The sequence below is a fragment of the Mumia spirodelae genome, from assembly GCF_050632745.1.
In the GTDB taxonomy this organism is placed as follows: Bacteria; Actinomycetota; Actinomycetes; order Propionibacteriales; family Nocardioidaceae; genus Mumia.
Genome location: NZ_JBODSD010000002.1, coordinates 150,800 through 167,940 on the forward strand (window position 1 = coordinate 150,800; position 17,141 = coordinate 167,940).

Below are 17,141 nucleotides of genomic sequence, written 5' to 3' on the forward strand. Positions count from 1 at the left end.
GAGAGGGGAAGCCGATGCGTCGAGGGATCGCCGCCGCGTTCCTGCTGCTGCCGGTCGCCGAGATCGCGGTCGCGGTCGCGGTGAGCCAGCTCGTCGGGGTCGGTCCGACGTTGCTCGCGCTCCTGGCACTGTCGGTGATCGGGGTGCTGGTGCTGCGCGACGCCGGACGTCGTGGCTGGCAGGCGATGCGTCAGGCCACGCGGGACGGCGTCGTCCCGCCGCAGGGCGGCGGCAGGGCCCTGACGGTGGTCTCAGGCCTGCTCCTCGCGGTGCCCGGGTTCCTCACCGCCGCGGCGGGCCTGCTGCTCTTCCTGCCCCCGGTCCGCAGCCTCGTACGCCGCCGCACCCGCCGCTGGGTCGACCGGCAGGGGACGTGGATGGTCGTCGACCGGTTCGGCCGCCCCGTCCAGGGGGCGGGGTCCTCGGCCTCGGGCCCGGCGTCCGGGAGCGTCGTCCAGGGCGAGGTCGTGGACGACCAGTAGGGCACAGCGTGGACGACCAGGAGGCACAGAGCGGACGACCAGGAGGCACAGAAAAGCCTGGGCCGCACCACGGGGGGACGGTGCGACCCAGGCGATCGGGGGATTCTGCTGTGCGTGCCGGTCAGGCCGTACGCTTGCGGGCCTTCGCCTTGGTCTTCGCCGGACGGTGAAGGTGGGCCGGGCCGATCTCGCCGGCGCGGAGCAGCTCCAGACGCTCGGTGAGGATCTCCTCCAGCTCGGGGATCGAGCGGCGCTCGAGGAGCATGTCCCAGTGCGTCCGCGGGGCCTTGACGTCCTTGTGCTCGGGCTCGGTGCCGTCGACCAGACGCCCGATCTTGCCGGTGCGCGGGTCCTCCCACTCAGCCGGAACCTCGGCGTCGTCGGCCATGGTCACCGTGAAGGTCTTGCCGTCGGGGAGGACGTACTCGACGTCCTGCCGCGGCGCCATCTCGACGCCACGCTCGTCCTCGAAGCTCTGGGTTCCGAGGCGCGCCCCCCGGAGTGCGCGTTCAGCCATTACTGCCCTCCCGACAATGGATCACTACATGGTCGTACGGAACCGGGTGTCCGTTTCCGTACACACTGTCCAACGTATCGGGGGCTCGTGAGATTCCCCTGAGAGCAGACCGTGTCCTACGCCACCCTCAGACCGCTGCCGGGACAGTGTTGCCGGCCTCACGAATCGCACGTCGTGGGTCGAGCCGCACCAGGAGCACGAACCCGACCAGGAAGAAGACGATCAAGGCGAAGATCGCCGGGCGGTAGGAGCCGGTCATCTGGTGGACGAGACCGAAGACCAGCGTACCGAGCCAGCTCGTCCCGCGCTCGGCTGCCTGGTAGAGGCTGAAGTACTCGGCCTCGCGACCCTTCGGGATCATCTGCGAGTACAACGAGCGGGACAGGGCCTGTGTTCCGCCCATGACGATGCCGATGCCCGTCGCGAGGACGAGGAACGGGACCACCTGGCCGGCCGGCAGGACGTAGCCGACGGACACGATCACCATCCAGACGACGAGCCCGCCCATGATGGTGCGGCGGGCACCGATGCTGCGGGCGACCCGTCCGAACGAGAGGGCCCCGGCGATCGCGACGAACTGCACCAGCAGGATGGTCGCGATGAGCACCTCCTGGGAGAAGCCGAGCTGCTTCTGCCCGAAGACCGACGACGAGTAGATCACGGTCTGGATGCCGTCGTTGTAGAAGAGGTACGCGATGAGGAACAGCATCGTCTGGGGATAGTTCTTGAGGTGCTTCAGGGTGCTCCACAGCTGCCCGAAGCTGCGCTGGACCAGCCCTGCGTCCTGCCGCGGGTCGGCGACGACGTCGAGCGGCGGGTGGTCGCGGAGTCCGCGGTACGCGACGATCGTGAACCCGCCCCACCACAGCCCGGCGGAGAGCAGGCTGATGCGGACCGCGGTGTCCGTGCCGATCAGGTCGCCGGCCCCGAGCACCAGCCCCAGGTTGAGCAGGAGGAGCAGGCCTCCGCCCAGGTAGCCGAACGCCCATCCCCGTGACGAGACCCGGTCGCGCTCGTCGGGCTCCGCGATGTCGATGAGGATCGCGTCGTACACCGTGAGCGACGCACCCATGCAGAGGTTGGCGACCACGAGCAGCAGCGCTCCGAGCTGCCAGTTGCTTCCGGCGACCAGGAACATGCAGCAGGCCGCGATCGCGCCGGCCCAGGCGAGCCGGGCCAGCAGGGTGCGCTTGGACTCGACGCGGTCGGCGACGGCGCCCACGATCGGGAGGACGACCGCCGACAGGAGCGTGGCGAAGGTGACGACGTAGAACACCAGCGACCCGGCGGACAGGCCGAGACCCAGCAGGTCGACGTTGCCGTCGCAGGGGTTGTCGGTGGTGCCGACCCGGCCGCACGCGTCCCGCTCGGCGACCGAGGTCAGGTAGGGACCGATGAGGACGGTGCCGACGCTCGTGATGTAGGCAGAGTTGGCCCAGTCGTACCAGTACCAGGCGCGCTGCTCCCGGCGACGGGAGGCCGCCGACCCGGGCTGGTCGCTCGTCCGTGCGGTCGTCATCGTGCCTCTCCTCCGGTCCACTGCCCACGGGCGGTCAAGACGTCCCGCAGGACGTCGATGCGGTCGCTCATCAGCCCGTCGACCCCGAGGTCGAGGAGCCGTGCCATCTCGTCGGGGTCGTCGATCGTCCACACGTGGACCTCGAGCCCGAGGCGGTGGGCCACCTCGACGAAGCGCGGGGTCACGATCGACAGCCAGCCGTGTCGGGTCGGCACCTGGACGCAGGTCGCCCCCATCCGGCGCACCGCGGGGAGCGCGCGCCAGGGGTCCAGCATCACGCGGGCGATCTCCGGGGGAGAGGCCGAGGTCGCGAGGTGAGGCGCCGCCGCCCGGACCCGGCTGAGCCGGCGGTGCGAGAACGACGCGATGCACACGCGGTCGGCAGCGCCCACGTCCTGGATGGCCTTCAGCGTCGGCACGACCGACGCCATCTCCTTGACGTCCACGTTGATCTGGGCGTCGGGGAAGGCGTCGAGCACGTCACGGAGGAGGGGCACGGGCTCCCGGCCGCCGATCCGGGCCCGGGCGATCTCCGAGGCCGGGAGGCGGGCGAGCAGACCCGTCCGGTCCGTGGTGCGGTCGAGCGAGGCGTCGTGGAAGGCGAACACGGTCCCGTCGGCGGAGACCCGCGCATCCGTCTCGAGGTAGCGGTAGCCCAGCCGGACGGCGTTCTCGAACGCCGCGAGGGAGTTCTCGATGCCCGCGTTGGGGGCGTAGTGCGCACCGCCGCGATGGGCGTACGCCCGCGGCGTCGGGGAGGCGAGAAAGGGCGGCACCGCGGCTGTCACGGCCCCAGTATGCCGCCCCCAGGTTCACGAACCAGGGTGCTTGGAGAACTCCGTCCGCGCCGTCGGGGCCGAGGGTTGAGGCTGTCACACCACCGATCGACGAGGATCAGCATGACTGCACGCACCGCCGCGCGCTCCGGGACCCGGACCACGGCACTTCTCGGAACCCTGGCCCTGGTGGCGGGTCTCGCCGCGACCGTCCCCGGCACCGCCTCGGCCGCACCCGTCGGACAGCCTGTCGCCGAGCCCGGGACAGGTGTCGCCGTGGCCGCCGCCTCGAGCGAGGGGACGTTCCCTGCGCTGCCCGCCGGCGTCGCGTACAACGCCGTCGCCGCGGGGATCGAGCACTCGCTCGCCCTGCGTACCGACGGTGAGATCGCCGCGTTCGGCCCGGCGACGGACGGCCAGACGACGGTCCCTGCGCTCGCGCCCGCGCTCGACTGGACGGCGGTGGCCGCCGGCGGGTGGCACAGCGTCGCGCTGGTCTCCGACGGCACCGTCCGCGCCTGGGGGCTCGACGACGAGGGGCAGAGCACGGAGCCGGCGCCGCCGCCCGGCGTCACCTTCACCGCCGTCGCCGCAGGCCGGGAGCACTCCCTGGCGCTGCGCTCGGACGGCCGGATCACCCCGTGGGGAGGCAACGACGACGGGCAGCTCGACATCCCGCTGCTGCTCGTCGGCCAGAGCTACACCGCCATCGCCGCGGGGGACCGGCACTCCCTCGCCCTGCGGTCCGACGGTGCCGTGATCCCCGCGGGAGACGGCACGTGGGGCCAGACGACCGTGCCGCCGCTCCCGGCCGGGACGACCTACACCGACGTCGCCGCCGGGCAGCGGCACTCGCTCGCCCTCCGCTCGGACGGCAAGGTCGTCGCTTGGGGCGCGCCCACGCACGGGCAGACCACCGTCCCCGCGCTCACGGGGGGCCTGCGATACGTCGCGATCGCTGCCGGCGCGAACTACTCCCTCGCGCTGCGCTCGGACGGCGTCGTCGTCGGGTTCGGCCTCAACACCCAGGGACAGGCGTCGCTGCCGAAGCCGTCCCCGTCGACGCGCTACACCGCGATCGCCGCCGGCAACAGCCACAGCCTGGCCGTCCGGGTCCAGAAGCGCGTCGCCACCGCGGCGGTCGCGACCTCGCTCACCCGTACCGCGTACGGCAAGGGGTTCACCGTCGCGGCCACGGTCACCGGGTCCGGCGGGACGCCGAGCGGCACTGTCACCTTCCGCTCGGGCAGCACCCTCCTCGGTACCCGGACGCTGTCCGGTGGCAAGGCGACGCTCGCGGTGCCCGGGACGGCGCTCAGGCCCGGCTCGCGCCCGGTCACGGCCGCGTACGGCGGTTCGTTCACCTACGCACCCGCGACGGCGACCCGCGCCGTGGTCGTCACGAAGGCCGTGTCGGCGACAACGCTCAAGGCCACCAAGCGGACGGTCCGGCGGACGAGCAGGGCGAAGGTCGTCGTGCGGGTCCGCGCGGCGGTGACGCCCACCGGCAAGGTGGCCGTGTACGACGGCAAGCGCCGCATCAAGGTCGTGGCGCTGAAGGCAGGACACCGGGGGAGGATCACCGTCAGGCTGCCGCGCATGTCCCGGGTGGGCAAGCACCGCCTCACCGTCCGCTACCTCGGGTCGGCGGTCGCCGCCCCGAGCCGCTCGGGCAAGGTCGTCGTCCGCGTACGACGCTGACGCGGCCTCGCGAGACCCGGCGCAGCGCCGTCCGGCTGGTCTACACTCCGGTGCATGGACCAGCCGGACGGCCGGCTGTACGGGCGTGACACCGCGGTTGCCACGTGGGAGCTGGCCGCCGCCAGGGTCTCCTCCGGACACGGCGCCTGCCTCGCGTGCACCGGGCCCGCCGGGGTCGGCAAGAGCCGCGTCCTCGCCCTCGGCCCCGAGACGCTCGCCCCGGTACGCCACCTGCGCGCGGTGGGCGACCGGCTCAACCAGGACCTGCCGGGATCCGCCCTGTGGCAGCTCCTCGGTCGCGACGCCCAGCAGGTCGGCTCCGGCATGGCGCCGTTCGACGGTCCGGGCGCACGGCTGCAGGCCGCGCTGCGCGGCGGTCCGCCGGAGTCGGACGTGCTCGCGCTGCGGTACGCCGCCGCGTGGGTGCTGCGCAGCCTCGCGGCCGCCGGCCCCGTCCTCGTCTCGGTCGACGACGCGCAATGGTGCGACCGGCTCTCCGCCGAGGTCCTCTGCGGGCTTCCGACCCTCCTCGCGGACGACCCCGTGGTCGTCGCGCTCGGGGTCCGCACGGAGCCGGGGAGCGACGCCGGCCCGTTCTCGGCGCTGCTGGACGGCGGGGGAGTCCTGCGGGCCGACCTCCGCCCGCTGACCCGGCCCGAGGTCGGCACGTGGCTGCGGGCCGAGGGGCTGCCCGCCGGCCGGGAGACGGTCGATCTCGTGGCGGCCGCCAGCGGCGGTCTGCCCTACTACGTCGCCGAGTGCGTGCGCGAGCTGCGGACCGGGGGAGGCGTCGGACCCGGCGACCCGAACGGGCCTGACGGGGCAGCGCGCCTGGTCGCCGAGCGCGTCCGCGGGCTCGACGACGTGACGCGCGGGGTGCTCGTCGCCGTGGTGTGCCTCGCCGACCGCAACGAGGAGGAGCAGCTCCTCGCCGTCACGGGGTTGACGCCGTCACGACTCGAGGACGCGTACGCCACGCTGCGCGCCGCCCACCTGATCACCCCCGCGCTGCCGGCGGCCGCGGCGCACCCGATCGTGGTCGACGTCGTCGAGTCGGTGGTCGGGGCCGACGCCCTCGGTGACGTGCACGAGCGGATCGCCACCGCGTTCGCCGCGGCCGGGTTCCCGGTAGCCGTCCACGGTCCGCACCTCCTGCGGACCCGTCCAGGAGCGGACCCGCGGGTCGCGGCCACGCTCGCCGACGCCGCCGACGAGGCGGTCGCCGCGGGGGCGGGCGACCTCGCTCGGCGGATGTACGAGCGTGCGCTCCAGGAGGACGGGCTGCCGGGCGCGCTCCGCAGCCGACTCCGCGACGCCGCTGGGGGTGCCTGCGTCCTGGTCGGCGACCTGGACGGGGCCGTCGAGCACTGGTCCGCCGACCTCTCGGGTGACGCCTCAGTCCGGGCGCGGCGCTGGGTCGACCTCGGCAACGCCCACTTCCAGGCAGGACGCGGCCAGGCCGCCGAGGACGCCTTCGGTCGTGCGCTCGCCCTCCTCGACGACGCCACCGCGCGGTCGGAGGTCCTGGCGCGCATCGTGGGCATCGGCTTCCAGCGGGGCGAGCCTGGACGCGCACGCGACGCGCAGCTCGCCGCTGTGGTCGCCCAGGACCCCGCCGACGACACGCCTGCGGACGCGCTGCTCCTGTGCCAGGAGGCGTACCGGCTCGCGATCTCGGGCGAGGACGCCGAGCGGGCCGGCGACCTGGGGGAGCGCGGCGTGGCGCCCGTCGGGGAGATCGACTACGAGGAGGGCGCCGGAGCCGGCTACGTGATGGGCCTGGCGGCGATGGTGGAGGCCGAGCGCGACGACGCCTCCCTCCGGCTGCTCGACCGGTCGATCGCCCGCGCCCTCGAGCGCGGAGCGGTGCTCAGCCGGGCGAACAACCTCTACCACCGCGGCTACCTGCACTTCGAGCGCGGCCGTCTGCGCCGGGCGCGGACCGACCTCGAGTCGTGCGTCGCGGCCGGGGCGTACGGGTGGCGGGCGTTCACGCATCCGGCGACCTCGGTGCTCGGGCGCATCTACGTCACGATGGGCGACGTCGACCTTGCGGAGAAGCTGGTCGCGACCCTGGAGGACGATCCCGCCGCGCCGCCGCTCCTGCTCGCGACCGACGCGTACCTGCGCGGAGTCGTCGACGCGGCGAACGCGCGTCACGACGACGCGCTCACCAGCCTGACGGAGGCGATGGAGCTCTCGGAGGGCTTCCGGACTCCCGGCTTCCAGGCGTGGCACCGCGCAGCGGTGGTGTCCGCGACCGCCGTCGGCAAGACCGACCTGGCTCTGCAGATCGCCGAGGAGATCGTCGCTGACGCCCGGCGCTTCGGGGCGCCCCGCGGACTCGGAGCGACGCTCTCGGCCGCGTCGGTGCCGCAACCGTTCGAGGAAGCGGTGCGGATGCTGCGCGAGGCCGTCGGCCTGCTGTCGCGTACGGAGGCGAAGCTGCACCACGCCGAGGCGCTCGGCCGGCTCGCCGCCCTGCTCGCGGGGTCCGCGGACCCCGAGGACACGTCGGACCCTCGTCAGGCCGAGGCTGTGAGCCTCGCTGCCCGGGCGCGCGGCATCGCCGACCGCATCGGTGCCGCCCGCCTCTCCGAGCAGCTCTCCGGACTGGCGCCGCCGGTCGTGGACGCAGGCGCCTCCGAGTCGCGCGTCGACCGCCTGTCACCCGCGGAGCTGTCCGTGTGCGAGCTGGCGGCGTCAGGGCTGACGAACCGCCAGATCGCCGAGCAGCTGTTCCTGAGCATCAAGACGGTGGAGTGGCACCTGTCGGCGAGCTACGCGAAGCTCGGCATCCGGTCCCGCAAGGGGCTCGGGGAGCACCTTGGCGGGCCGGCGGCCGGAGAGTAGTCCGGGGATCTCGATATGCCCTTGCCCAGCGGCTCGGGCTGCTCGATCACCGGAGCCGCGTCAGATGTCGCGGAACGTCTCGATCTCGGCGCCCAGCGCGTTCAGCCGGGTCGCGAGATCCTCGTAGCCGCGGTTGATCACGTACACGCTGCGCAGCACCGACGTGCCCTTCGCGGCGAGCATCGCGATCAGGATGACGACCGCGGGCCGCAGCGCCGGCGGGCAGACGAGCTCCGTCGCGCGCCACCGTGTCGGGCCCTCGATCAGCACCCGGTGCGGGTCGAGCAGCTTGACGTTCGCCCCGAGCTTGTTGAGCTCGGTGAGGTAGATCGCGCGGTTCTCGTACACCCAGTCGTGCAGCAGCGTCGTGCCCGACGCGGTCGCCGCGATGACGGCGAAGAACGGCAGGTTGTCGATGTTGAGCCCCGGGAACGGCATCGGGTGGATCTTGTCGATCGGGGCGTGCAGGACCGAGGGGTGGGTGGTGATGTCGACCAGGCGGGTGTGCCCGTTCTCCGCGAGGTACTCGTCGCTGCGGTCGTAGCTGAAGCCCATCTCCTCCAGCAGCGCGAGCTCGATCTCCATGAACTCGATCGGGACCCGGCGGACGGTGATCTGCGACTCGGTCACGATGGCGGCGGTGATCAGGCTCATCGCCTCGATCGGGTCCTCGCTCGGCGCGTACTCGACGTCGACGTCGATCCGCGACCGGCCGGTCACCCGCAGGGTCGTCGTGCCGATGCCCTCGATGCGGACGCCGAGCCGCTCGAGGAAGAAGCACAGGTCCTGGACCATGTAGTTGGGGCTGGCGTTGCGGATCACCGTCGTGCCGTCGTAGCGCGCGGCGGCCAGGAGCGCGTTCTCGGTCACCGTGTCGCCGCGCTCGGTCAGCACGATCGGGCGGGTCGGGGCGACGGCCTGGTCGACCGTGGCGTGGTAGCTGCCCTCGGTGGCCTTCACCTCGAGGCCGAAGGGTCGCAGCGCGGTCATGTGCGGTTCGACGGTGCGCGTGCCGAGGTCGCAACCACCGGCGTACGGGATCTCGAAGGACTGCTCGCGGTGCATGAGCGGGCCGAGGAACATGATGATGCTGCGCGTACGGCGTGCCGCCTCGGCGTCGATCCCCGAGATGTCGAGCGTGGCCGGGGGGACGAGCTCGAGGTCGCCCTCGTCGCCGATCCAGGTGGTCTTGAAGCCGATCGACTGGAGGACCTCCAGAAGCCGGTTGACCTCCTCGATGCGAGCGACCTTGCGCAGCGTCGTCCGGCCCTCGTTGAGGAGGGCGGCGCACAGCAGGGCGACGCCGGCGTTCTTGGAGGACTTCACGTCGATCGCGCCGGAGAGCTTGGTCTCGCCGGCCACCCGCAGGTGGCTGGGGCCGGAGGTGCCCAGCGCCACGAACTCGGAGTCGAGGGCGGCGCCGACGCGCGCGAGCATCTCGAGGGAGAGGTTCTGCTGGCCCTGCTCGATGCGGTTCACGGCGCTCTGGCTCGTCTTCAGGAGCTGAGCAAGCTCTGCCTGGGTCAGGCCGCGATGCTTGCGCGCGTCGCGGATGAGGTTCCCGATCCTGGTCAGGTAGTCGTCAGTCATGGGCTCCACCGTATCTCACATATGAGATAAGTCGTCGCGGTCAGGGTGTTCCGCGTGTCACGCCACGCAGGTGTGCCCCCGACCCGAGCGAAGGCACCCTGCCCACGGTACGGGGTGGTTCAATGGCGCGGTGAGCAACCCCTCCGCCGTGTCGCCGATCAGTCGCGAACGCCCCGTGGATCCCTTCGTGCACGCCCTCCCGAAGGCTGAGCTCCACGTGCACCTGCTGGGAGCAGCATCCCCCGAGACCGTCCTCGGCCTCGCCCGCCGCCATCCGCAGGTGGGGGTGCCGACCGAGATCGAGGAGCTGCGGGAGTTCTACCGCTTCCGCGACTTCGCCCACTTCATCGAGGTCTACATCCAGACCAACCAGCTCGTGACCACCCCGCAGGACGTCGAGGACCTGGTGGCCGGCGTGGGCGCGGACATGGCCGCGCAGAACGTCCGGTACGCCGAGCTGACCGTCACCCCGGACAGCCAGCTCCTCATGGGCATCGCGCCGGACGAGCTGGCCGAGGCGCTGCTCGGCGGGCGCGCCCGCGCCCGCGAGGCCGGCGTCGAGCTGGCGTGGATCTTCGACATCCCCGGCGAGCTCGGGCTGGAGTCGGGGGAGCGGACCATCGCGTGGGTGGAGCAGCACGCGCCCGACGGGACGGTCGGCTTCGGGCTCGGCGGTCCCGAGATCGGGGTCGAACGGCCTCAGTTCGCCGACGTCTTCGCCCGGGCTCGCGCGCTCGGCCTCGCGAGCGTGCCGCACGCGGGGGAGACGACGGGGCCCCAGACCGTGCGCGACGCGCTCGACACCTTGGGCGCGGTCCGGATCGGACACGGGATCCGTGCCGCCGACGACCCCGCGCTCGTCGCCGAACTCGTCGAGCGACGCGTCCCGCTGGAGATCGCGCCGACCTCCAACCTGCGCACGGGCGCCGTCACGGCGATCGAGGACCACCCGTTCGTCGCGCTGCGCGACGCCGGCGTCCTCGTCACGCTCAACAGCGACGACCCGGGGATGTTCGACACGACCCTCGAGCACGAGTACCAGCTCGCGCACGACGTCTTCGGGCTCAGCCTCGCCGACCTGGCCGACGTCGCCCGTGCCGCGGTCGACGTCTCCTTCGCTCCGGACACGCTCAAGGTCGCGATCCGCGACGAGATCGACGTCGTCGTGGCTGAGGCGATGCTCGAGAGCTGACCGGCTCACCCGACGTCGAACGCCGAGCCCAGGGCGAACGTCGCTCCCATCGCGAGCGCTCCGCCGACCACCGTGCGTACCGTCGCCCGGCTCGTCGGGGCGTGGCCGAGCCGTGCGCTCACGTACCCGGTGAGCACCAGCGCGAGGACCACGGCGACGAACGTCACCGGCACGCGGACGTCGACCGGGACGAGCACGATCGCGAGCAGCGGGAGGATGCCGCCGATCGTGAACGACACGATCGACGCGGCGGCCGCCTGCCACGGGTTGGTCAGCGCGTCGGGGTCCAGGTGGAGCTCCGCATCGGCGTGCGCGCCGAGCGCGTCGCCGGCACTCAGCTCGGTGGCGACCTGGAGGGCGAGCGGCGCGCTCAGGCCCTTGGCGACGTACTCGTCGGCGAGCTCCTGGAGCGCTCCCTCCGGATCCCGAGCCAGCTGGGCACGCTCGGCCTCGAGGAGCGCCCGCTCGGTGTCGCGCTGCGTGCTCACCGAGACGTACTCACCCGACGCCATCGACAGCGCGCCGGCGGCGAGTCCCGCGAGTCCGGCAGCCAGGATCACCGGCACCGAGTTGGTGGCGGCCGCCATGCCGATGACGATGCCGGCGGTCGAGACGATCCCGTCGTTCGCACCGAGGACACCCGCACGCAGCTGGTTGAGCCGTCCACCGAGGTCTCCGCGTGACGGCTCCGCGTCGTCGACCATGCTCAGAGCGCCGCCGATCCGTCCTGGCCCAGCAGGAGCGCGTCCTCGGCGCCGGAGAGCTCGGCGACGCGGCCCCAGTAGATCGGGTACGCACGGTCGGAGATCGTGCAGTCGTGGATCGGGAACACCACGCGCGCGCCGACGGCCTGGGCGAAGTCCACGGTCTCGCTCACCTTGGCCCACGGAGCGCTGAGCGGGACCGCGAGCACGTCGACGTCGGCGGGGACGGTCTCGTACGAGTCGCCGGGGTGGAAGAGCCGCGTGCCGTCGGCCTCGACGAGCACCCCGACGTTGCCGACGCGCGGCATGGAGGGGTGGATGACGGCGTGCTGGAAGCCGACGCCGGTCAGCGTCATGGACGGGCCGAGCTCGACCGTGACGTCGGCGGCCGTCGCCTGCCAGACGCCGAGGCCCTCGAGCGCTGCCACGGTCTGCGGCTCCGCCAGGAGGCGGGCGTCCGGGTTGGCGGCCAGCAGCCCCTCGATCCGCGCCGGGTCCACGTGGTCGGGGTGCTGGTGGGTCACGACGATCGCGTCGAGGTCGGTGAGGGAGAACGTCTCCTCGCGACTGAAGGTGCCGGGGTCGATGAGGACCCGGTGCGGTCCCGACTCGACGAGGAGGGCGGCGTGGCCGAAGCGCGTGATGTCCATGGGGCCATTCTTGCCCTCGGCGCGCGCGCGACGCTCGCCCGCCGGTCCACGAGATCCACGGCTAGGCTCGGGCCATGGCGGAGCGTGAGGTCCTCACCTGGGAGCTGTACGGGACGGCGAGCCGCGAGCTCGCCCAGATGGTCGCCGACAGCGGCTTCGAGCCGACCATCGTCCTCGGCATCGCGAGGGGAGGCCTGATCCCCGCCGGGTCTCTGGCGTACGCGCTGGACTGCAAGAACCTCTTCACGATGAGCGTCGAGTTCTACACCGGCGTCGACACCCGCCTGGACGTGCCGGTGATGCTGCCGCCGTTCCTGGACCGCGCCGACCTCACGGGCGCGGACGTCCTCATCGTCGACGACGTCGCGGACACCGGCAAGACGCTCGAGCTGGTCCACGAGTTCTGCGCCGACCATGTCCGTACGGCGCGGACGGCGGTGATCTACGAGAAGCCGCACTCGGTGATCAAGCCGGACTTCGCCTGGCGCCGGACCGAGGCGTGGATCAACTTCCCCTGGTCGACGCTGCCGCCGGTGGTGCGCAGGACGGGTGTGGTCGACGCCTGAGGCGTCGCGCCAGCGCCGCGCCTGAGGCTCAGGCGCGCCGCGCGACGACCTCGACCACCTGGGGGGCGATCCAGCGCTCGCTGAGCAGCTCCCACCCGCGGAGGAGGGACTCGTCGCCCTCCGTGATCCGCGCCGCGACGTAGCCTCCCGGCCGCAGGGCGGTGGTGATCCGGCCCCACAGCTGCCGCGCACCGTCGGCCAGCAACGCCGATCGCGCGTGCACGAGGTCCGCGTCCGGCAGGCGGCTCATGCGCGGCAGGCTCCCCACCACCGTGGTGAGCCGCCCGAGCCCTTCGACGTCGGTCATCGCGCGCACCGCGTCGTGCGCGGACGGGTCCTCGTCGATGCCGATGACGGTCCATCCAAGCTCGAGGAGGGCGGTGGCCTCGACGCCTCCCGCGCATCCGAGCACGACCGCCGTCCGGCCCGCGCCGGGGCCGGCGAGGGTGAGAGCGGTGGAGCACAGCGGGGGAACCGCCGTACGCCGTCGTCCGACCGTTGCTGACGTGTCGTGTCGCACAGCCCGATGCTGGCACGAGCGTGGGACGTTGTCCCACACGATGGTCCCTCGGGCGCGTCAACCGTGGCCGAGTTGGAACAATCCTGCGCACCACCTGACCCGAAGGAGCCCCCGATGTCCGTGATGCGCTCGATCGTCCTGTTCGCCGTGGCGGCGGTGTTCGAGATCGGCGGCGCCTGGCTGGTCTGGCAAGGCGTGCGGGAGCACCGCGGGTGGGCCTGGATCGGGGCGGGAGTGATCGCGCTCGGCGCATACGGGTTCGTCGCGACGCTCCAGCCCGACGCCCACTTCGGGCGCATCCTCGCCGCGTACGGCGGGGTCTTCGTCGCCGGCTCGCTCCTGTGGGGGATGGCGGTGGACGGGTTCCGGCCGGACCGCTTCGACGTCGCCGGGGCGCTCGTGTGCCTGCTCGGCGTCGCCATCATCATGTACGCGCCGCGCAGTGCCTGAGACGCCGCCCGTAGGATTCCGCCCGTGAAGGACCCCCGCCGCATGCCCGCCGACGCCTGGCGCCCGCTGGCCGTCGTCGCCGTGCTCATGCTGGCGACCGACGTCCTGCTCCCGGACCTGCGACCCGCGCAGACCCTCGTCCTGCTCGCCCTGCTGGGCCTGGTGGCGTGCGGCGCCTCCTGGGCGCGGCTGGTCCTGTGCTTCGCGTACGCGTTCGGGACCGCGCTCGCCGTCGTCGGAGTCGGCTGGCTGCTGGTCACCGGTGGACCGGTCCCGGCGGACGACGCCCGGCCGTTCGCGGGCACGCTCCTCAACGCTGCCGCGCTGATCTGCCTCACCTCGCCCGCGGTACGCGCGTGGACGGCCCGTCCGGCGGCCGCGGCCCGAGCCGCCGACCGCCAGGACGCAGCCCCCGTCTAGCCGCCCTTCGGGTCGGCGTGCTCGATCTCGCAGTCCGCGCCCGGGTAGACCAGCGCCTCGTGCCCGTCGTCGAACCGGACCACGTACGGCGGCTGCCCGTCCTCGCCCTTCACCGTCACGATCTCACCGCTGTGGTCGGCGGCTCCGACCGTCCGACCGTGGAAGCGGATTCGTTCACCGACAGTCGCGTGCATCTCGCTCACCCCCTTCTCGCCAGGCTACGGCGAGGCGGCCACGACGTCACGGGGGTCAGCCCTGCGGGACCTTGTCGAGGAACCCGATGACCGACGTGATCCTGCCCTCCTCGCTCAGCGTCGCCACGTCGAAGCCCTCGATCAGCCGCGGGTCGGCTGCCGGCCCCAGGAACCAGCGGAACCGAACCACGTCGTGGTGGCCGTCGACCAGGTCGCCGATCGAGAACGTCATCCCGGGCAGGGCTGCGTGGACGGCGCCGACGTGCTCGGTCAGCGCGTCGCGGCCGCTCACCGAGGCCTGAGGGTCGACGTAGTGCACGTCGGCGGTGAAGGTGCGCTCGGCGACGGTCGCCCGCGCCTGGGGGTCGGCCTCGTTCCAGAACGCCAGGTAGTCGGCGAGAAGGGTGTCGTAGGTCGTGATGACGTCGGTCATGGTGTTCCTCTCGTCGGGAGCCGCACCCTCGGTGCGCCTCGTGTAGGTCCACCGTGACCCCTGGCAGGGAACGGCGTCGATGACCTGTCACGTCATGGTTCGTGGTCCGTCGGTGCGCAAGAGTGGTCCCGTGACGACGACCACCGAGAACAACGCCCTCGGCGACCTGCTGAGGGAGTGGCGCACGCGCCGGCGCTACAGCCAGCTCGCGCTGTCGAGCGAGACCGGGATCTCGACCCGCCACATCAGCTTCATGGAGACCGGCCGCTCCCGGCCGAGCAGCGAGATGATCCAGCGGCTGTCCGAGGCGCTGCAGATCCCGATGCGCGAGCAGAACCGTCTGCTCCTCCACGGCGGGTACGCTCCTGCGTTCCCGGAGCGCTCGCTCGACGACCACGACCTCGTGGCCGCCCGTCGAGCAGTCCGTGACGTGCTGGTGGCGCACGAGCCGAACCCGGCGCTCGCCGTGGACCGGCTGTGGAACGTCGTCGACTCCAACGCCGGCGTCGCACTCCTCACCGCGCTCGTCTCGCCCGACCTCCTCATTGGCACCGTCAACGCGCTGCGCCTAACGCTCCACCCGGACGGCCTCGCGCCGCACATGGAGAACCTTCCGCAGTGGCGGGCGTCTGTGCTCTCCGCCCTGCAGCGCGGCGCGGAGGCGCGCGGGGACGACGAGATGTTCGCCCTGCACGACGAGCTGGCCGCCTACCCGGCCGGCGCCGACACCCGGCGTACGGTCGACCCGGGTCCGCAGATCTACGTGCCCATGGTGCTGCGGGTCGACGACACCCTCCTGTCGTTCCTGTCGGTGATCTCGACCTTCGGCACCGCGCTCGACCTCACGCTCTCCGAGCTCGCGATCGAGACCTTCGTCCCCGCCGACCCCGAGACGACGTCCTGGCTGCGCGCACACGTCGGCTCGGCCGCGGCCGACCAGGGATGACGGTCCGCCCTCTGGCGTGTCGGCGGCGCCGAGGCCAAGGTGGGAGGTGACCCGCGGACGCGGGCACGACACCACGGAGGAAGCGATGACCACGCGACTCAACCCGTACCTGTCCTTCAAGGACCAGGCGCGGTCGGCGATGGAGTTCTACCGTTCCGTCCTCGGGGGCGAGCTCACGACCAGCACCTTCGCCGAGTTCGACGCGACGGCGGACCCGGCCCAGGCGGACGGCATCATGCACGCGCAGCTCGAAGCGCCGAACGGCATGGTGCTCATGGGATCCGACACCCCACCCGAGATGGGGGAGCCCACCCCCAACGGCACCGTCTCGCTCAGCGGGGACGACGAAGACGAGCTGCGAGGCTACTGGGACGCGCTGTCCGACGGCGCCCAGGTGGCGGTGCCGCTGGAGAAGGCCCCCTGGGGCGACTCCTTCGGCATGCTGACCGACCGCTACGGCGTGTCGTGGATGGTCAACATCTCGGGGCAGGGCTGACCGGGTGCCCCGTCGGATCGCGACCGCCGAGACCGTCGACCGCGACGCGCTGCTGTCGTTCCTGCGCAGCCGCAGCCACGCCGTCCTGCACACGACGCGCGCCGACGGGTCGCCGCAGATGAGCCCGGTGACGTACGGCGTCGACGCCGAGGGTCGCGTCGTGGTCTCGACCTACCCCGACCGCGCGAAGACCGCGAACCTGCGACGCCGCCCTGCTGCGTCGCTGCTGTCGCTGGGGCCGGACTTCGACGACCCGTGGGTCCAGGTGGACGGCACGGCGGAGGTCATCGACCTTCCGGACGCGGTGGAGCCGCTGGTCGACTACTACCGCGCGGTCGCCGGCGAGCACCCCGACTGGGACGACTACCGCCGGGCGATGGTCGAGCAGGGGAAGTCGCTCATCCGGGTGACGATCGAACGCTGGGGCCCGGTCGCGACCGGGGGCTTCCCGCCGCGTCTCGCCGACGACTGAGCGGGAGGCGTACGACCGGGGTCGGCGTGCCTCACGCGGTCACCAGCACGACGTCGTCGTCCTGGCCCGGCCACCGTCCTCGCAGGGCGTACGTCGCGGGCTCCGCCTCGGTGGTGCCCGCCAGGACACGCCGTACGACGATTGTGACGCGTCCTGCGTCGACGACGGTCTGCGTCGCGTCGCTGCGGGGGACCGGGGTGAGGACCTGCGGCACGGAGGCGCCGGCGGAGCCGCTTCCGGTGACGAACGTCGTCGGCTCGCGGCGTACGAGGCCGTCGTCGGTCTCGACCATCTCGTCGGCCTGCTGCCCGCCGGTCAGCATCGCGGCGAGCACCGCCTGCACGTAGACCGGGTCGCCGCAGCCGTCGTACACCCATCGCGACCCGAGCACCGAGTGCTCCATCGTGCCGACCAGCGACGGCTCGGCGCCCTCGAGCGGCGCCCCGCGGTAGGTGAGTGGGACCTGCAGGACAGGCCCCTCGCCCGAGGCGACCAGCAGCGTCTCGATGCCGACCTCGCCGTCGGGATCGTCGAACCGGTAGGCCCCCAGGCGCGAGAGCGGACCGGCGACCCCGATCGCCCACGGCTGCGCGGGGACCCACGCGTCGAGCAGCTCGAGCTTGGTCGGCCGGATCTCGGCCCGATGGATGTGCGCCATGC

The 17,141-nt window shown here is 72.6% G+C and carries 20 protein-coding genes; 10 read left to right on the forward strand and 10 right to left on the reverse strand.

What is annotated here, in order from left to right; all coding sequences use genetic code 11:
* Positions 1-14: 14 nt before the first annotated feature.
* On the forward strand, positions 15-482 hold the full coding sequence (locus tag ACQSSQ_RS10260; RefSeq protein ID WP_431326979.1) for an FxsA family protein: 468 nt from the start codon (positions 15-17) through the stop codon (positions 480-482).
* Positions 483-603: 121 nt separating this feature from the next.
* Here ACQSSQ_RS10260 and ACQSSQ_RS10265 read toward each other — a convergent pair whose 3' ends face one another.
* The 3 genes from ACQSSQ_RS10265 to ACQSSQ_RS10275 form a co-directional block, all read right to left on the reverse strand.
* Positions 604-999, reverse strand: coding sequence for an RNA polymerase-binding protein RbpA (locus ACQSSQ_RS10265; RefSeq protein WP_431326980.1), 396 nt, complete (start codon positions 997-999; stop codon positions 604-606).
* A 127-nt stretch (positions 1,000-1,126) separates the two neighbouring features.
* The gene (locus tag ACQSSQ_RS10270) at positions 1,127-2,518 is read right to left on the reverse strand and encodes an MFS transporter (RefSeq protein ID WP_431326981.1); all 1,392 of its coding nucleotides are present in this window, start codon (positions 2,516-2,518) and stop codon (positions 1,127-1,129) included.
* Positions 2,515-3,306 (reverse strand): glycerophosphodiester phosphodiesterase family protein, encoded by a 792-nt coding sequence (locus ACQSSQ_RS10275; RefSeq protein WP_431326982.1) that lies wholly within the window; start codon positions 3,304-3,306, stop codon positions 2,515-2,517. The genes ACQSSQ_RS10270 and ACQSSQ_RS10275 overlap by 4 nt, the downstream gene beginning before the upstream one ends.
* Before the next feature lie 111 nt (positions 3,307-3,417).
* On the opposite strand from ACQSSQ_RS10275, the gene ACQSSQ_RS10280 reads away from it, so the two are divergent.
* A complete protein-coding gene (locus ACQSSQ_RS10280; protein ID WP_431326983.1) occupies positions 3,418-4,995 on the forward strand; it encodes an Ig-like domain repeat protein in 1,578 nt (525 codons plus the stop codon).
* 54 nt (positions 4,996-5,049) lie between these two features.
* Positions 5,050-7,848, forward strand: a complete 2,799-nt coding sequence (locus ACQSSQ_RS10285; RefSeq protein WP_431326984.1) for an AAA family ATPase — start codon at positions 5,050-5,052, stop codon at positions 7,846-7,848.
* A 60-nt stretch (positions 7,849-7,908) separates the two neighbouring features.
* On the opposite strand, the gene ACQSSQ_RS10290 is transcribed toward ACQSSQ_RS10285, so the two are convergent.
* Complete coding sequence (locus ACQSSQ_RS10290) at positions 7,909-9,438, reverse strand: helix-turn-helix domain-containing protein (protein WP_431326985.1); 1,530 nt, start codon at positions 9,436-9,438, stop codon at positions 7,909-7,911.
* Positions 9,439-9,568: 130 nt separating this feature from the next.
* Between ACQSSQ_RS10290 and add the strand changes: the two genes are divergently transcribed.
* A complete protein-coding gene (add, locus tag ACQSSQ_RS10295; protein WP_431326986.1) occupies positions 9,569-10,630 on the forward strand; it encodes an adenosine deaminase in 1,062 nt (353 codons plus the stop codon).
* 5 nt (positions 10,631-10,635) lie between these two features.
* Here add and ACQSSQ_RS10300 read toward each other — a convergent pair whose 3' ends face one another.
* Together ACQSSQ_RS10300 and ACQSSQ_RS10305 are read right to left on the reverse strand one after the other, a co-directional pair.
* Complete coding sequence (locus ACQSSQ_RS10300; protein WP_431326987.1) at positions 10,636-11,334, reverse strand: VIT1/CCC1 transporter family protein; 699 nt, start codon at positions 11,332-11,334, stop codon at positions 10,636-10,638.
* A gap of 2 nt (positions 11,335-11,336) precedes the next feature.
* Complete coding sequence (locus tag ACQSSQ_RS10305) at positions 11,337-11,984, reverse strand: MBL fold metallo-hydrolase (RefSeq protein WP_431326988.1); 648 nt, start codon at positions 11,982-11,984, stop codon at positions 11,337-11,339.
* 74 nt (positions 11,985-12,058) lie between these two features.
* On the opposite strand from ACQSSQ_RS10305, the gene ACQSSQ_RS10310 reads away from it, so the two are divergent.
* The gene (locus ACQSSQ_RS10310) at positions 12,059-12,550 is read left to right on the forward strand and encodes a phosphoribosyltransferase (RefSeq protein WP_431326989.1); all 492 of its coding nucleotides are present in this window, start codon (positions 12,059-12,061) and stop codon (positions 12,548-12,550) included.
* A 28-nt stretch (positions 12,551-12,578) separates the two neighbouring features.
* Here the strand turns inward: ACQSSQ_RS10310 and ACQSSQ_RS10315 are convergent, their stop codons facing one another.
* Positions 12,579-13,070, reverse strand: coding sequence for a class I SAM-dependent methyltransferase (locus tag ACQSSQ_RS10315; RefSeq protein WP_431326990.1), 492 nt, complete (start codon positions 13,068-13,070; stop codon positions 12,579-12,581).
* Between the two features lie 114 nt (positions 13,071-13,184).
* On the opposite strand from ACQSSQ_RS10315, the gene ACQSSQ_RS10320 reads away from it, so the two are divergent.
* Complete coding sequence (locus ACQSSQ_RS10320) at positions 13,185-13,520, forward strand: YnfA family protein (RefSeq protein ID WP_431326991.1); 336 nt, start codon at positions 13,185-13,187, stop codon at positions 13,518-13,520.
* 24 nt (positions 13,521-13,544) lie between these two features.
* Complete coding sequence (locus tag ACQSSQ_RS10325) at positions 13,545-13,940, forward strand: hypothetical protein (RefSeq protein ID WP_431326992.1); 396 nt, start codon at positions 13,545-13,547, stop codon at positions 13,938-13,940.
* On the opposite strand, the gene ACQSSQ_RS10330 is transcribed toward ACQSSQ_RS10325, so the two are convergent.
* Both ACQSSQ_RS10330 and ACQSSQ_RS10335 read right to left on the reverse strand, forming a co-directional pair.
* Positions 13,937-14,134, reverse strand: coding sequence for a DUF1918 domain-containing protein (locus ACQSSQ_RS10330; RefSeq protein WP_431327982.1), 198 nt, complete (start codon positions 14,132-14,134; stop codon positions 13,937-13,939). The genes ACQSSQ_RS10325 and ACQSSQ_RS10330 overlap by 4 nt on opposite strands.
* Before the next feature lie 55 nt (positions 14,135-14,189).
* A complete protein-coding gene (locus ACQSSQ_RS10335) occupies positions 14,190-14,567 on the reverse strand; it encodes a nuclear transport factor 2 family protein (protein ID WP_431326993.1) in 378 nt (125 codons plus the stop codon).
* Between the two features lie 130 nt (positions 14,568-14,697).
* Between ACQSSQ_RS10335 and ACQSSQ_RS10340 the strand changes: the two genes are divergently transcribed.
* From ACQSSQ_RS10340 to ACQSSQ_RS10350, 3 genes are all read left to right on the forward strand, one after another.
* Entirely contained in the window at positions 14,698-15,513 is an 816-nt protein-coding gene (locus ACQSSQ_RS10340; RefSeq protein ID WP_431326994.1) for a helix-turn-helix domain-containing protein, read from the forward strand.
* A gap of 85 nt (positions 15,514-15,598) precedes the next feature.
* Positions 15,599-16,009, forward strand: a complete 411-nt coding sequence (locus ACQSSQ_RS10345; protein ID WP_431326995.1) for a VOC family protein — start codon at positions 15,599-15,601, stop codon at positions 16,007-16,009.
* Positions 16,010-16,013: 4 nt separating this feature from the next.
* Positions 16,014-16,481, forward strand: coding sequence for a PPOX class F420-dependent oxidoreductase (locus tag ACQSSQ_RS10350; protein WP_431326996.1), 468 nt, complete (start codon positions 16,014-16,016; stop codon positions 16,479-16,481).
* 31 nt (positions 16,482-16,512) lie between these two features.
* Here ACQSSQ_RS10350 and ACQSSQ_RS10355 read toward each other — a convergent pair whose 3' ends face one another.
* A complete protein-coding gene (locus ACQSSQ_RS10355) occupies positions 16,513-17,139 on the reverse strand; it encodes a CG0192-related protein (protein WP_431326997.1) in 627 nt (208 codons plus the stop codon).
* Positions 17,140-17,141 lie beyond the last annotated feature (2 nt).